The organism is Citrobacter sp. Cpo100 (genome assembly GCF_030332595.1).
Lineage (GTDB): Bacteria > Pseudomonadota > Gammaproteobacteria > Enterobacterales > Enterobacteriaceae > Citrobacter > Citrobacter portucalensis.
Genome location: NZ_JAOWHM010000026.1, coordinates 179,065 through 194,368, shown reverse-complemented (window position 1 = coordinate 194,368; position 15,304 = coordinate 179,065). Strand labels below are relative to the sequence as shown.

At 53.3% G+C, this 15,304-nt stretch carries 10 protein-coding genes; 9 read left to right on the top strand and 1 reads right to left on the bottom strand.

Going from position 1 to position 15,304, the window contains the following annotated elements:
• Window positions 1-190: 190 nt before the first annotated feature.
• The 7 genes from ebgR to OGX96_RS04375 all read left to right on the top strand — a co-directional run bounded on the left by ebgR (window position 191) and on the right by OGX96_RS04375 (window position 12,304).
• Window positions 191-1,174 carry a transcriptional regulator EbgR gene (ebgR, locus tag OGX96_RS04405; protein ID WP_032945068.1) on the top strand — a complete coding sequence of 328 codons (984 nt, stop codon included), beginning with the start codon at window positions 191-193 and terminating at the stop codon, window positions 1,172-1,174.
• A 207-nt stretch (window positions 1,175-1,381) separates the two neighbouring features.
• Window positions 1,382-4,474 carry a beta-galactosidase subunit alpha gene (gene ebgA, locus OGX96_RS04400; protein ID WP_198801747.1) on the top strand — a complete coding sequence of 1,031 codons (3,093 nt, stop codon included), beginning with the start codon at window positions 1,382-1,384 and terminating at the stop codon, window positions 4,472-4,474.
• On the top strand, window positions 4,471-4,920 hold the full coding sequence (locus OGX96_RS04395; RefSeq protein WP_153686680.1) for a beta-galactosidase subunit beta: 450 nt from the start codon (window positions 4,471-4,473) through the stop codon (window positions 4,918-4,920). The genes ebgA and OGX96_RS04395 overlap by 4 nt, the downstream gene beginning before the upstream one ends.
• 65 nt (window positions 4,921-4,985) lie before the next feature.
• Window positions 4,986-6,419 (top strand): amino acid permease, encoded by a 1,434-nt coding sequence (locus OGX96_RS04390; protein WP_003828538.1) that lies wholly within the window; start codon window positions 4,986-4,988, stop codon window positions 6,417-6,419.
• Between the two features lie 207 nt (window positions 6,420-6,626).
• Complete coding sequence (ygjJ, locus tag OGX96_RS04385) at window positions 6,627-7,688, top strand: protein YgjJ (protein ID WP_032945071.1); 1,062 nt, start codon at window positions 6,627-6,629, stop codon at window positions 7,686-7,688.
• Window positions 7,689-7,704: 16 nt separating this feature from the next.
• The gene (gene ygjK / locus OGX96_RS04380; protein ID WP_286582305.1) at window positions 7,705-10,056 is read left to right on the top strand and encodes an alpha-glucosidase; all 2,352 of its coding nucleotides are present in this window, start codon (window positions 7,705-7,707) and stop codon (window positions 10,054-10,056) included.
• Window positions 10,057-10,285: 229 nt separating this feature from the next.
• Window positions 10,286-12,304, top strand: a complete 2,019-nt coding sequence (locus OGX96_RS04375) for an oxidoreductase (RefSeq protein WP_191226752.1) — start codon at window positions 10,286-10,288, stop codon at window positions 12,302-12,304.
• A gap of 53 nt (window positions 12,305-12,357) precedes the next feature.
• On the opposite strand, the gene rlmG is transcribed toward OGX96_RS04375, so the two are convergent.
• The gene (gene rlmG, locus OGX96_RS04370) at window positions 12,358-13,494 is read right to left on the bottom strand and encodes a 23S rRNA (guanine(1835)-N(2))-methyltransferase RlmG (protein WP_286582303.1); all 1,137 of its coding nucleotides are present in this window, start codon (window positions 13,492-13,494) and stop codon (window positions 12,358-12,360) included.
• A gap of 82 nt (window positions 13,495-13,576) precedes the next feature.
• Here rlmG and OGX96_RS04365 point away from each other — a divergent pair, with 82 nt between their 5' ends.
• Entirely contained in the window at window positions 13,577-14,077 is a 501-nt protein-coding gene (locus OGX96_RS04365) for a M48 metallopeptidase family protein (RefSeq protein WP_008785867.1), read from the top strand.
• Window positions 14,078-14,149: 72 nt separating this feature from the next.
• Window positions 14,150-15,148: a Gfo/Idh/MocA family protein gene (locus OGX96_RS04360; RefSeq protein WP_048225663.1), complete on the top strand. Its 999-nt coding sequence runs from the start codon at window positions 14,150-14,152 to the stop codon at window positions 15,146-15,148.
• Window positions 15,149-15,304: the final 156 nt, after the last annotated feature.

The window sequence follows — 15,304 nt, the reverse complement described above, 5'->3', positions numbered from 1 at the left end:
ATTTTACTAAATACTAGCAAAATATTTTCCGGGCATTGTTCTCAAAAGCGGGAAAATGACGTACTCATCACACTCTGAAAGCCCAGTTTTACCCCGAGCATGTCAATTAATCATGCTTTTTTTACTGAAAACAGATGAATAGATAAGCGCTTCATTTACAATGCGCAGGTAACTCAGGGAAAAGGCAAACATGGCAACACTTAAAGACATCGCAATCGAAGCTGGCGTGTCCCTGGCGACAGTGTCCCGGGTTTTAAACGATGACCCCACGCTGAATGTAAAAGAAGAGACTAAGCATCGCATTCTGGAGATCGCGGAAAAGCTGGAGTACAAAACCAGCAGCGCCCGAAAGAACCAGACCAGCGCGCTCGGCCCCCAGCATATTCTGGCTCTCTACAGCTATCAGCAAGATTTGGAAATCAACGATCCTTACTACCTCGCGATCCGCCATGGGATTGAAACCCAGTGTGAGAAACTCGGGATCGAACTGACCAACTGCTATGAGCACAGTGGTCTGCCGGAGAGCAAACACATTACCGGCATTCTTATTGTCGGCAAACCTTCTCCCGCTCTGCGCGAGGCGGCAACAGCGCTTACCGACAACATCTGCTTTATCGATTTCCATGAATCCGGCAGCGAATATGATGCCGTCGATATCGATCTGGCACGCATCAGCAAAGAGAGCATCGACTTCTTCATTGCCCAGGGCGTCACCCGCATTGGTTTCATCGGTGGCGAAGACCAGCCAGGCAAGGCCGATATCCGCGAAGCCGCGTTTGTCGAATACGGTCGTCTGCAGCAGGTCGTTTCTGAACAGGATATCTATCGCGGCGGTTTCTCCAGTTCATCAGGCTATGAACTGGCTAAAGAAATGCTGGCGAAACCCGACTATCCCAGCGCCCTGTTTGTGGCTTCAGACTCGATTGCCATTGGCGTTCTGCGCGCCATCCACGAGCGTGGTCTGAATATTCCGCAGGATATTTCGCTGATTAGCGTTAATGATATCCCAACGGCGCGTTTCACCTTTCCTCCGCTTTCCACCGTTCGCATTCATTCGGAAATGATGGGCAGTCAGGGCGTCAACCTGCTGTTCGAAAAAGCCCGTGACGGGCGTGCGCTCCCCCTGCTGGTTTTTGTTCCCAGCAAGCTGAAACTGCGCGGCACCACCCGCTAAAATCCCCCGCTAACCCGCCCGGTTTCTTCTGATGCCGGGCGCGCATTGTCATGCATTCTTTTCCGCGTCCGAATTATTTTCGTGATCCAGTTAAAGTAAATCACCTCACTCGCTATATTTTAGTAAAACTTTTACTAAAATCACCATCAATCACACTTACTCACCATTAAAATGAATGGTTCCGATTTTTCTCCACCGGGAGGCCTTATGAATCGCTGGGAAAACATTCAGCTCACCCACGAAAATCGACTGGCGCCACGCGCATATTTTTTCTCTTATGACTCCGTTGCGCAGGCTCGCTCGTTTGCCCGCGAAACCAGCAGCCTCTTTCAGCTGCTAAGCGGTCAGTGGAATTTTCAGTTCTTTGAGCATCCGCTACAGGTGCCGGAAGCCTTTACGTCGCAATTTATGAACGACTGGGGCAGCATCACCGTCCCCGGCATGTGGCAGATGGAAGGACACGGTAAGCTGCAGTATACCGACGAAGGTTTTCCTTTCCCGATTGATGTCCCCTACGTTCCGACCAATAACCCCACCGGGGCCTATCAGCGCATTTTCACCCTCAGCGAAGGCTGGCAGGGCAAACAGACGCTGATTAAGTTTGATGGCGTAGAAACCTACTTCGAAGTTTACGTGAATGGTCAGTACGTTGGCTTCAGTAAAGGCAGCCGCCTGACGGCCGAATTTGATATCAGCGCGGTGGTGAAGACCGGTGATAACCTGCTGTGCGTTCGCGTAATGCAATGGGCTGATTCCACCTACGTTGAAGACCAGGATATGTGGTGGTCGGCGGGAATTTTCCGCGACGTCTATCTGGTCGGCAAACAGGCGACCCACATTCAGGATTTTACCGTTCGCACCGAGTTCGATGATGACTATCGCGACGCCACCCTCTCCTGCGACATTGCGCTGGAAAACCTGGCCTCTACGCCAGCGATAGCGTCGCTCGAATACACCTTGTTTGACGGTGAGAAGGCGCTGCATAGCGATGTGATTAACACCCTGAAGGTGGATAAACAAACGCAGACCGCTTTTCATTTCAAGGTTAGCGCGCCGCAGCAGTGGTCTGCGGAATCGCCGTATCTCTACCATCTGGTGATGACGCTGAAAGATGCCAGCGGCAACATCCTTGAGGTCGTGCCACAGCGCGTTGGATTCCGCGATATTAAAGTTCGCGACGGTCTGTTTTACATCAATAACCGCTACGTGATGCTGCATGGCGTTAACCGCCACGATAACGATCATCTTAAGGGCCGCGCGGTCGGTATGGATCGCGTTGAAAAAGATCTGCTGTTAATGAAGCAGCACAACATCAACTCCGTACGCACCGCCCATTACCCGAACGATCCGCGTTTCTATGAATTGTGCGATATCTACGGCCTGTTCGTGATGGCCGAAACAGACGTTGAATCTCACGGCTTCGCCAATATCGGCGATATCAGTCGGATCACCGACGATCCACTGTGGGAAAATGTCTACGTTGAGCGCATCGTGCGCCACGTCCATGCGCAGAAAAATCACCCTTCGATCATCATCTGGTCGCTCGGTAACGAATCCGGATACGGCTGTAACATCCGCGCCATGTATCACGCTGCGAAAGCGCTGGATGACACGCGTCTGATCCATTACGAAGAAGATCGTGACGCTGAAGTGGTGGATATCATCTCCACCATGTACACCCGCGTGCCGCTGATGAATGAGTTTGGTGAATATCCGCATCCTAAACCGCGCATCATCTGTGAATATGCTCACGCCATGGGCAACGGTCCCGGCGGGCTAACGGAATATCAGAACGTCTTCTATCAGCATGATTGCATTCAGGGGCACTATGTCTGGGAGTGGTGCGATCACGGGATTCAGGCTAAAGATGACGACGGCAACGTCTGGTACAACTATGGCGGCGACTACGGCGACTATCCGAACAACTACAACTTCTGCCTTGATGGCCTGATTTATTCCGATCAAACCCCAGGACCGGGACTGAAAGAGTACAAGCAGGTAATTGCGCCGGTGAAAGTGCGCGCACAGGATCTGGCCCGCGGCGAGCTACGGGTAGAAAACAAACTCTGGTTCACCACGCTTGACGACTACACCTTGCATATTGAGGTTCGCGCCGAAGGAGATACGCTCTCTGTTCAGCAGATAAAACTGCGCGACGTTCCTCCCAACAGCGACGCGCTGCTGCAATGCGCACTGCCGGAGCTGGATGCGCGCGAAGCGTTCCTTAACGTCACCGTGACGAAAGATTCCCGCACGTCATACAGCGAAGCCGGGCATCACATCGCGACTTATCAGTTCCCGCTGAAGGCCAGAACGGCGGCTGCCGTACCGTTTAGCCTGCAAAACGCCAACCCTCTGACGCTGGAAGACAGCCGCCAGAGCTGCACCGTTCGCGGTTATAACTTCCATCTGACCTTCTCAAAGCTGACCGGTAAACCGATCGCCTGGAACGTCAATGGCGAAGAGCTGATTACCCGCGAGCCGAAGATTAATTTCTTCAAACCGACCATTGATAACCACAAGCAAGAGTTCGAAGGCCTCTGGCAGCCGAATCATTTACAGATTATGCAGGAGCATCTGCGCGAGTTTACCCTTGAGCAAACCGATGATGCGCTGCTGATAACCAGCCAGACCATTATCGCCCCGCCGGTATTCGATTTCGGTATGCGCTGCACCTATCGCTGGCGCATTGCCGCGGACGGTCAGCTGAATGTGGAACTTTCTGGCCAGCCTTACGGCGAGTACCGGGACATTATTCCGTGCATCGGTTTCACGATGGGCATCAACGGTGATTTGGGCCAGGTGGCGTATTACGGACGTGGTCCCGGTGAAAACTATGCCGATAGCCAGCAGGCCAACATCATCGACATCTGGCGCAGCAGCGTGGATGAGATGTTCGAAAATTATCCTTTCCCGCAAAACAACGGCAATCGTCAGGACGTGCGCTGGGCAACGCTAACCAACCGCCACGGCAACGGTCTGCTGGTGGTTCCACAGCGCCCTGTCAACCTGAGCGCCTGGCGCTATACGCCTGAAAATATCTTTGCCGCACAACACTGCAACGCGCTACAGCGTAGCGATGACATCACCCTGAATCTGGACCACCAGTTGCTGGGCTTAGGTTCCAACTCGTGGGGAAGTGAAGTGCTCGATTCCTGGCGCGTCTGGTTTACGTCATTCAGCTACGGCTTCACGTTGTTGCCGGTTTCCGGCAGCGAATCTGGCGCTCAAACCACCGCCAACCGCGCCTTTGGCACCGGGTTCTTTTCCACGAATATGCACAGCGAGAATACAAAATGAGGATCATCGACAACTTAGAGCAGTTCCAGCAACGCTATGCTTCAGGTCGGAAATGGCAACGCTGCGTCGAGGCTATTGAAAATATTGACAATATTCAGCCAGGCGTCGCCCACTCTATCGGTGATTCCCTGAGCTACCGCGTGGAGACAGACTCCGCGACCGATGCGCTGTTTACCGGTCATCGTCGTTATTTTGAGATCCATTACTACCTGCAAGGGCAGCAAAAAATAGAGTATGCCGCCAAAGAGGATCTCCAGGTGGTTGAATATTATCGCGATGAAACCGATCGCGAATATCTGAAAGGTTGTGGAAAAACCATCGAAGTGCACGAAGGACAAATGGTTATTTGTGACAACCATGAAGCCTATCGTTTTATTTGTAATAACGCAGTGAAAAAAGTCGTACTCAAAGTCACCATCGAAGATGGTTATTTTCATAATAAATAAAAACACAGGCGGCGCCGACGTTGCGCCGCCAGTACCCTATAATAATCAGGAATCGGAGATGTGCTATGTCTGATACCAAACGTAATACCATCGGCAAGTTCGGCTTACTTTCACTCACCTTTGCCGCGGTTTATAGTTTTAATAACGTAATCAACAATAATATTGAGCTTGGTCTGGCATCCGCACCGATGTTTTTCCTCGCGACGATTTTCTACTTTATTCCGTTTTGCTTAATCATCGCCGAATTTGTTTCGCTGAATAAAAACTCCGAAGCCGGTGTCTACGCATGGGTAAAAAGTTCGCTGGGTGGACGTTGGGCATTTATTACTGCCTACACCTACTGGTTCGTTAACCTGTTCTTTTTTACCTCGCTTTTGCCCCGCGTTATTGCCTACGCCTCATATGCTTTTTTAGGCTACGAATACATTCTGACGCCGTTCGCAACCACCGTGTTAAGTATGGTGCTGTTTGCCTTCTCCACCTGGGTTTCGACCAATGGTGCAAAAATGTTAGGGCCGATTACCTCGGTCACCTCCACGTTGATGCTGCTGCTGACGCTGTCCTATATCTTACTGGCAGGTACGGCGCTGGTTGGCGGCGTACAGCCTGCTGACCCTATCACCGTAGACGCAATGATCCCGAATTTTAACTGGGCCTTCCTCGGTATCACCACCTGGATTTTTATGGCGGCAGGCGGCGCGGAGTCGGTGGCGGTTTACGTCAACGACGTCAAGGGCGGCTCCAAATCATTCGTGAAGGTCATTATCATTGCCGGGATTTTTATCGGCGTGCTCTATTCCATCTCCTCGGTGCTAATCAACGTCTTCGTCAGCAGCAAAGAGCTGAAGTTTACCGGTGGTTCGGTGCAGGTATTCCACGGCCTGGCGGCATATTTCGGCCTGCCGGAACTGGTCGTGAACCGCTTTGTCGGCCTGGTCTCCTTTACCGCGATGTTCGGCTCTCTGCTGATGTGGACCGCCACGCCGGTGAAGATCTTCTTCTCTGAAATTCCGGCGGGTATTTTCGGTAAAAAAACCGTCGAACTGAATGAAAATGGCGTTCCGGCCCGCGCAGCGTGGATCCAGTTCCTGATCGTTATCCCGCTGATGATTATCCCGACGCTCGGTTCCAATACCGTGCAGGATTTAATGAACACTATCATCAACATGACCGCCGCCGCCTCGATGCTGCCGCCGCTGTTTATTATGCTGGCTTACCTGAATCTGCGTGCAAAACTGGACCACTTACCGCGCGACTTCCGTATGGGTTCGCAAAAAACCGGCATTGTTGTGGTGTCGATGCTGATCGTTCTTTTCACCATCGGATTTATTGCCTCTACCTTCCCAACCGGCGGCAATATCATGACCATTATTTTCTATAACGTCGGTGGGATTGTTATTTTCCTCGGTTTTGCCTGGTGGAAATACAGTAAATATATCAAAGGGCTAACCAAAGAAGAAAAAGCTATTGAGGCAGCCCCTGCTTCAGATATCAATTAATGACTAAAACATAATAACAATAAACAATATTCTCCAAGGCTATAACCAAAATAATTCGAGTTGCATGAAGGCGGCAAGTGAGTGAATTCCCAGGAGCATAGATAACTATGTGACTGGGGTGAACGAACGTAGCTAACGCACATGCAGCTTGAAGTATGACGGGTATATAACAATAAAAATTATATTTTATTTGCTTAGGATCGAAGCATGAAAAACATTAGCCATTGTTGCAGGGCAATTATTGCCCTGCCCTTTTTCTGCGTCTCCTCTCTGGGTGCAGAAGAAGTTCGCCCTGCAGAACACGACGACACGAAAACGCCAGAAATATCTTCCCCCTCATTTCGCTTTTATGGCGAATTGGGCATGGGAGGATATATGGATTTAGAAGGACAAGACAAACATAAATACAGTGATGGTACCTATATAGAAGGTGGCCTGGAGATAAAACACGGCTCTTGGTTTGGTCTGATCTACGGCGAGGGCTGGACCGTGCAGGCCGACCATCAGGGCAATGCCTGGGTTCCTGACCATAGCTGGGGCGGATTCGAGGGCGGGATCAACCGCTTTTACGGCGGTTATCGTACCAATGACGGAACGGAGCTGATGCTCAGTCTGCGCCAGGACTCTTCGCTGGATGACCTGCAATGGTGGGGGGATTTCACTCCAGACCTGGGCTACGTTATTCCCAACACCCGTGACATCATGACCGCCATTAAGGTACAAAACCTGACCGGTCCTTTGCGCTACAGCGTGACAGCAACGCCCGCCGGACACCACGACGAGAGCAAAGCCTGGCTGCACTTTGGTAAATACGATCGCTACGACGATAAATATACCTATCCGGCCATGATGAACGGCTATATCCAGTACGACCTGACTGAAGGCGTAACCTGGATGAACGGCCTGGAGATCACAGATGGTACCGGACAGCTGTTCCTGACCGGCATCCTTTCGCCCAACTTCGCCGCCCGCGCCTGGCACCACACGGGCCGCGCCGACGGGCTGGATGTGTCCGGCACCGAAACCGGCTACATGGTCAGCGCGATGTATGAAGCGCTAAAAGGCGTTTACCTCTCCACTGCTTATAGCTACGCCAAACACCGACCGGATCGCGCCGAGGACGAAACCACTTCCTTTATGCAGTTCGGTATCTGGTATGAATACGGCGGCGGCCGTTTCGCTACCGCCTTCGACAGTCGGTTCTATATGCAGAATGCATCCGGCGACCCGAGCGACCAAATCTTCCTGATGCAATATTTCTATTGGTAACAAGGACCGGAATACCATGAACATGAAACCTATTCTTACGCCGCTGGCCTGTATCCTGCTGATGAACTTCTCCGCATATGCCACCAGTGCTAACGACTTTAAAAACATCATTAATCGCACCGGTGCGCCGGGCTACATGCATGACTACGATCACGACGACCACCAGCGCTTTAATCCATTTTTCGATCTTGGCGCCTGGCACGGTCATTTGCTCCCGGACGGCCCTGCAACGATGGGCGGCTTTCCAGGCGTGGCGTTGCTGACCGAAGAATACATCAATTTTATGGCCAATAATTTTGACCGTCTGACGGTGTACCAGCACGGTAAAAAGGTCGATTTTGCGCTTGAGGCCTACAGCATTCCCGGCGCGCTGGTGCAAAAGCTGTCATCTAAGCATGTGCAAATAGAGATGACGCTGCGTTTTGCCAGCCCGCGCACCTCGCTGCTGGAAACCAAAATCACCAGCAACACGCCGCTGGATCTGGTGTGGGACGGCGAGCTGCTGGAGAAACTGGAAGCCAAAGAGGGAAAAGCGCTGTCGGATAAAACCATTGATAGCGAATTCCCTGGCTATCAGCGCAAAATCACCGCCACGCACGACGGTCTGAAAGTCACCTTCGGCAAAGTGCGCTCAACCTGGGATCTGCTCACCTCCGGTGAGTCGGAGTATCAGGTGCACAAATCTGTCGCTATGAAAACCACGGTTAACGGTCATCGCTTTACGGGGAAGGCCCATATCAGCGGTTCGACAACTATTTACACCACCTGGTCTCATCTGCTTACCGCCGAGGATGTAGCGAAAGAGCAGCCGCAGATCCGCGATATTCTGGCGCGCCCGGCCTGGTATCTTGCTGCATCACAAAAGCGCTGGGCAGATTATCTGCAAAAAGGCTTAACCAACCCGGATGCCACAACGGAACAAACCCGGGTCGCGGTAAAAGCTATTGAAACGCTAAACGGCAACTGGCGCTCGCCAGGCGGTGCGGTAAAACACAATACCGTGACGCCATCGGTCACCGGCCGCTGGTTCTCCGGCAACCAAACCTGGCCGTGGGACACCTGGAAGCAGGCCTTCGCTATGGCGCACTTTAACCCGGAGATCGCCAAAGAGAATATTCGCGCCGTCTTTTCATGGCAGGTTAAACCCGGTGATCCGGTTCGCCCGCAGGATGCCGGATTCATTCCCGACCTGATTGCCTGGAATCTCAGCCCGGAACGCGGCGGCGACGGCGGTAACTGGAACGAGCGCAACACCAAACCCAGCCTGGCAGCCTGGTCGGTGATGGAGGTCTACAACGTCACCAAAGACAAGGCCTGGCTCGAAGAGATGTATCCAAAGCTGGTTGCGTATCACGACTGGTGGCTGCGTAACCGCGATCATAACGGCAACGGCGTGCCGGAATACGGCGCTACCCGCGATAAAGCCCACAATACTGACCGCGGCGAAATGTTGTTTACGGTGAAAAAAGGCGACAAGGAAGAAACGCTCTCCGGGCTTAACAACTACGCCACCGTGATCGATAAGGGTCAGTATGACAGCCTGGAGATCCCAGCGCAGGTTGCCGCCTCGTGGGAGTCCGGTCGTGACGATGCGGCTGTATTCGGTTTTATCGATAAAGATCAACTGGATAAATACGTCGCGGGTGGTGGAAAACGCAGCGACTGGGTGGTGAAATTTGCCGAAAATCGCAGTAAAGACGGTAATTTGCTGGGTTACTCGCTGTTGCAGGAGTCAGTCGATCAGGCCAGCTACATGTACAGCGACAACCATTATCTGGCGCAGATGGCAACCCTGCTCGGCAAACACCAAGAGGCGCAGCGCTATCGCCAACTGGCGCAAAACCTCGCAGATTACATCAACACCTGCATGTTCGACCCGGCAACAAAATTCTTTTATGACGTTCGTATTGAGGACCAACCGCTGGCAAACGGCTGCGCGGGTGAACCGATCGTCGAACGTGGCAAAGGGCCGGAAGGCTGGTCGCCGCTGTTTAACGGCGCAGCAACACAGCCCCATGCGGACGCAGTGGTTAAGGTGATGCTCGACCCCAAAGAGTTCAACACCTTTGTCCCACTTGGCACAGCGGCGCTGACCAACCCGGCTTTTGGTGCGGATATATACTGGCGCGGGCGCGTCTGGGTGGATCAGTTCTGGTTCGGGCTAAAAGGGATGGAGCGTTACGGCTATCGCGATGACGCGTTAAAACTGGCGGATACCTTCTTCAGCCACGCCAAAGGCCTCACCGCTGACGGTCCGATTCAGGAAAACTATAACCCGCTGACCGGCGCACAGCAGGGCGCACCGAATTTCTCCTGGAGCGCGGCGCATCTCTATATGCTGTATAACGATTTTCTTAAAAAACAGTAATCTGTGACATAACGCCGGATGGCGCTTCGCTTATCCGGCCTACAAAGACACATTTTCACAGGCCGGATTAGGTGCTTGCACCGATATCCGGCATATTCGTCCTCTGGCTCCACTCCTTTTTTGAATCCCATCACAATCACGGCATTCCCCTTTTCCCTTTTACGCGGCGACGGCTAAATTATTAACTCATCCGACCACATAACAATAATTTTACATACTGGACACCTTTATGAGCTATCCGTCGCTGTTCGCCCCGCTCGATTTAGGCTTCACCACGCTTAAAAACCGCGTGCTGATGGGTTCAATGCATACCGGGCTGGAAGAGTATCCTGATGGTGCAGAACGGCTGGCCGCGTTCTACGCCGAGCGCGCTCGTCACGGCGTAGCGTTAATTGTGAGCGGAGGTATTGCGCCTGCGCTTTCCGGCGTGGGGATGGAAGGCGGTGCGATGCTGAACGACACCAGCCAGCTTGCTCACCATCGCGTGATTACCGATGCCGTGCATGACGAAGGCGGCAAAATCGCCCTGCAAATCCTGCATACCGGACGTTACAGCTACCAGCCGCATCTGGTGGCGCCTTCTGCTATTCAGGCACCCATTAACCGCTTTACGCCACATGAATTAACGCACGATGAAGTGCTGCAGTTGATTGAAGATTTTGCCCACTGCGCACAGCTGGCGCGGGAAGCGGGCTACGATGGCGTGGAAGTGATGGGGTCGGAAGGGTATCTCATCAACGAATTCCTGACCCTGCGTACCAACCAGCGCGATGACCAATGGGGTGGTGAGTATGCCAACCGCATGCGGTTTGCCGTTGAGGTGGTGCGAGCGGTACGTCAGCGTGCCGGGAATGACTTTATTATTATCTTCCGCCTGTCGATGCTCGATCTGGTGGAAAACGGCGGAACCTTCGACGAAACCGTTCAACTGGCGCAGGCTATAGAAGCCGCGGGGGCCACCATTATTAACACCGGTATTGGCTGGCATGAGGCGCGTATTCCCACTATCGCTACCCCGGTACCGCGCGGCGCGTTTAGTTGGGTGACGCGTAAGCTAAAAGGGCATGTGACAATCCCACTGGTCACCACCAACCGCATTAACGATCCCCAGGTCGCCGATGACATTCTGGCCCGTGGCGATGCCGATATGGTGTCGATGGCCCGTCCGTTCCTCGCCGATGCCGAACTGCTGTCAAAAGCGCAAACCGGACGAGCGGATGAGATCAACACCTGTATCGGCTGTAACCAGGCCTGTCTGGATCAGATCTTCGTCGGCAAAGTCACCTCTTGCCTGGTCAATCCGCGCGCCTGCCATGAAACCAAAATGCCGATCGTTGCGGCAGCTGTGCCAAAGAACCTGGCGGTTGTCGGTGCGGGTCCTGCGGGCCTCGCCTTCGCCATTAATGCCGCAGCGCGCGGGCATCACGTGACGCTGTTTGACGCACATGGCGAGATTGGCGGGCAGTTTAATATCGCCAAACAGATCCCCGGCAAAGAAGAATTTTATGAAACCCTGCGCTACTACCGCCGGATGATCGACGTGACTGGCGTGACCCTGAAGCTGAATCACTTTGTCAGCGCACACGATCTGCACTCCTTCGACGAAGTGATCCTTGCCAGTGGGATCGAGCCACGCATGCCGCCGATCGAGGGGATCGATCATCCTAAAGTGCTGAGCTATCTCGACGTTCTGCGCGATAAGACGCCAGTGGGTAAACGCGTGGCGATCGTGGGCTGCGGCGGGATCGGTTTTGATACCGCAATGTATCTGAGTCAGCCCGGTGAACCCACCAGCCAGAACATTGCGGAGTTCTGCGTGGAATGGGGGATCGACACCAGCCTGCAACAGCCTGGCGGCTTACGCCCGGAAGGCCCGCACTTATCCCGCAGCCCGCGCCAGATAGTGATGTTACAGCGAAAAGCCAGCAAACCGGGGCAAGGTTTAGGTAAAACGACGGGCTGGATCCATCGCGCCACCCTGCTCTCACGCGGCGTGAAAATGATCCCGGCAGTCAGCTATCAGAAGATTGATGATGATGGGTTACACGTTGTGTTGAACGGTGAACAGGTGATCTTTAACGTGGATAACGTGGTGATTTGTGCCGGACAAGAGCCGCGCCGTGAGCTGGTCGATCCGCTGCACGCGGCAGGTAAAACGGTGCATCTGATCGGCGGCTGCGATGTGGCGATGGAACTGGATGCCCGACGCGCTATTGCGCAAGGCACCAGGCTGGCACTGGAAATTTAACAGGATGTATTTCGTAGGCCGGATAAGGCGTTAGCCGCATCCGGCACCCGCTATTACCGACGGCGACCGGTTTTGACCGCTTTCAGCACCACGAATTTATTATTGGTGGCGATGGTTACGCAGTTGCCGAAAATCTTCTTCAGCTTGTGGAAGTAGTCGAGGTGACGGTTAGCCACAATATACAGCTCACCGTTGATTTTCAGGCAGCGACGGGCGTGGTGGAACATTTCCCAGGCAATGTTATCCGTCAGCGCGTGCTTCTGGTGGAACGGTGGGTTGCACAGCACAGCGTTAAAGCGGAACGGTTCGACGCCAGACAGCGCGTTGTTAATCATAAACTCGCAGCGATCCAGCGCTTCAGGCATGTTACTTTCCACGTTCAGGCGGCTTGAAGCCACCGCCATTGGCGATTCATCAACAAATACCACACTGGCTTCTGGGTTTTTCGCCAGCAGCGTCACACCGATGACGCCGTTGCCGCAGCCGAGATCAACAATCTCCCCTTCAAGGTTTTCCGGCAGATGCTCGATAAAAAAGCGCGCGCCGATATCCAGCCCGGTACGGGAGAAGACGTTGGCGTGGTTATGGATAGTCCAGTCGGTGCCTTCCAGCTTCCAGCTTAGCGTCTGTGAGGCAGCGGCCAGCTCCGGTTTGCTGAACGTACAGTTGATCAATCGGGCTTTTTTCCACGCCAGCGTAGTGGTGGTTGGACCCAGCACTTTTTCAAACAGTTCCAGCGTCGAGGTATGTACATCACGCGCTTTTGCCCCGGCGATGATGCGCGTTTCTGGCGTTACCACTTCGCGCAGCGCACGCAGTTGCTGCTCCAGCAGCGCCATGGTTTTTGGCAGCTTAATCAGCACCACGCCCGGCGCCTGCGGATAGTCAGCGGTACTGTCGAGGAACTTGACGCTCGACTCGGCAATATCGTTGTGACGCAGGTTCTCGCGCGTGGCAAGCTCGCTAAGATAGGAATCGCCGATGCTGTACGGCGTATGTTCCGCCAGCGCACAGCCCAGCGCGCCGAAGGTATCATTCAGGATCAGCACCGGGCCGCTAATCTCGGTATCGTCCAGCTGTTGCAGCAGATATTCATCTGCAGCTTCCCACGCCAGCAGCGGGTTAACGTCATCCGTTTCCGGGAAACGTTTAAGTGACAGCGAACGGAAACCGTTGTCTATGTGGCTCATCGGCCCTCCTGAATGGTAAAATTTCGGCGTATCCCTGAAAAGGGTGCGTGAGTATACACTTTTATGATTTGCGTGGACATGAATGAACCAACTAACTTACCTCCAGGGCTACCCGGAACATTTGCTTTCTCAAGTGAGAACGCTGATTGCTGAGCAGCGCCTGGGCGCAGTGCTGGAGAAGCGCTATCCGGGTACGCATGACTTCGCGACTGACAAAGCGCTCTGGCAATATACCCAGGATCTGAAAAATCAGTTTCTGCGTAACGCCCCTCCGCTGAATAAAGTCATGTATGACAGCAAGATCCACGTTCTGAAGAATGCGTTGGGGCTGCATACCGCCGTCTCTCGCGTGCAGGGCGGTAAGCTCAAAGCCAAAGCGGAGATCCGCGTCGCCACCGTGTTTCGCAGCGCCCCAGAACCCTTTTTACGCATGATCGTCGTTCATGAACTGGCGCATCTGAAGGAAAAAGAGCACGACAAAGCGTTTTACCAGCTTTGCTGTCATATGGAGCCTCAGTATCATCAACTGGAGTTCGATACCCGCCTGTGGTTAACGCAACAATCGTTAAAGCAAACTGCGTAGTCGCGCACTGGCTTTGTCTTCAGGGCATGCTAAATTGACGAAAGAATCCCTTTTCGCAGCCTGAAGGCCTTTATGATACGTTTCGCAGTAATTGGCACAAACTGGATCACCCGCCAGTTTGTCGATGCCGCCCATGAAACCGGCAAATATAAGTTAACCGCAGTCTATTCTCGTAGCCTTGAGCAGGCGCAGACCTTCGCCAACGATTACCCTGTCGAACATCTGTTTACCTCGCTGGAAGCGATGGCGCAAAGCGAGGCGATCGACGCCGTCTACATAGCCAGTCCAAACTCTTTGCATTTCCCTCAGACCGAGCTGTTTTTGCGGCACAAAAAGCATGTTATTTGCGAAAAGCCGCTGGCCTCCAATCTGGCGCAAGCCGAAGCCGCTATCGCCTGCGCGCGTGAGAATCAGGTCGTGCTGTTTGAAGCGTTTAAAACCGCCTACCTGCCTAATTTCCTGCAGTTACAGCAATCACTACCCAGAGTAGGAAAAATCAGGAAAGCGTTTATCAATTACTGCCAGTACTCCTCGCGTTACCAGCGCTATCTGGACGGTGAAAATCCGAACACGTTTAATCCGGCATTCTCCAATGGCTCGATTATGGATATCGGTTTTTACTGCCTGGCCTCAGCGGTTGCGCTGTGGGGCGAACCGCTGAGCGTTCAGGCCAGCGCCAGCCTGCTGGAAAGCGGCGTGGATGCCCACGGCGTGGTGGTGCTGAATTACGGTGATTTCAGCGTTACTCTCCAGCACTCAAAAGTAAGCGACTCGGTATTAGCCAGTGAAATTCAGGGCGAGTCGGGATCGCTGGTCATCGAGCATATCTCCGAATGCCAAAAGGTGTGCTTCGTGCCACGCGGGGGGAAAACGCAGGATCTGACGACGCCTCAGCACATCAATACTATGCTGTATGAGGCAGAGGCTTTTGCCCATTTGGTTGAATCCGGCGAAGTGGATCACCCGGCACTGGCCGTCAGCCGTATTACCGCCAAACTGCAAACGGAGATTCGCCGCCAGACCGGCGTGGTTTTCCCGGCAGACGAAGCGGAAACATCGCTGACTGCGTAAAGGTGTGTAAAACGAATGTTGCAGGCCATTGACTGAAAGCATGGCCTGTAATATTTTGTAACCCGCAAAGGGGAGTAACTTCGTTGTCGGTTGATCGTCATTACGATGTGTGAAAAACCACATCCGGTCACCGGGCGATAACAAAGGAATACGCCA

What these genes read in the sequence shown, in the direction of transcription:
- rlmG (WP_286582303.1), bottom strand. Translation starts at nt 13,494, where the DNA reads ATGAGCCACATAGACAACGGTTTCCGTTCGCTGTCACTTAAACGTTTC.
- ebgR (WP_032945068.1), top strand. Translation starts at nt 191, where the DNA reads ATGGCAACACTTAAAGACATCGCAATCGAAGCTGGCGTGTCCCTGGCG.
- OGX96_RS04390 (WP_003828538.1), top strand. Translation starts at nt 4,986, where the DNA reads ATGTCTGATACCAAACGTAATACCATCGGCAAGTTCGGCTTACTTTCA.
- OGX96_RS04360 (WP_048225663.1), top strand. Translation starts at nt 14,150, where the DNA reads ATGATACGTTTCGCAGTAATTGGCACAAACTGGATCACCCGCCAGTTT.
- OGX96_RS04395 (WP_153686680.1), top strand. Translation starts at nt 4,471, where the DNA reads ATGAGGATCATCGACAACTTAGAGCAGTTCCAGCAACGCTATGCTTCA.
- OGX96_RS04375 (WP_191226752.1), top strand. Translation starts at nt 10,286, where the DNA reads ATGAGCTATCCGTCGCTGTTCGCCCCGCTCGATTTAGGCTTCACCACG.
- OGX96_RS04365 (WP_008785867.1), top strand. Translation starts at nt 13,577, where the DNA reads ATGAACCAACTAACTTACCTCCAGGGCTACCCGGAACATTTGCTTTCT.
- ygjJ (WP_032945071.1), top strand. Translation starts at nt 6,627, where the DNA reads ATGAAAAACATTAGCCATTGTTGCAGGGCAATTATTGCCCTGCCCTTT.
- ebgA (WP_198801747.1), top strand. Translation starts at nt 1,382, where the DNA reads ATGAATCGCTGGGAAAACATTCAGCTCACCCACGAAAATCGACTGGCG.
- ygjK (WP_286582305.1), top strand. Translation starts at nt 7,705, where the DNA reads ATGAACATGAAACCTATTCTTACGCCGCTGGCCTGTATCCTGCTGATG.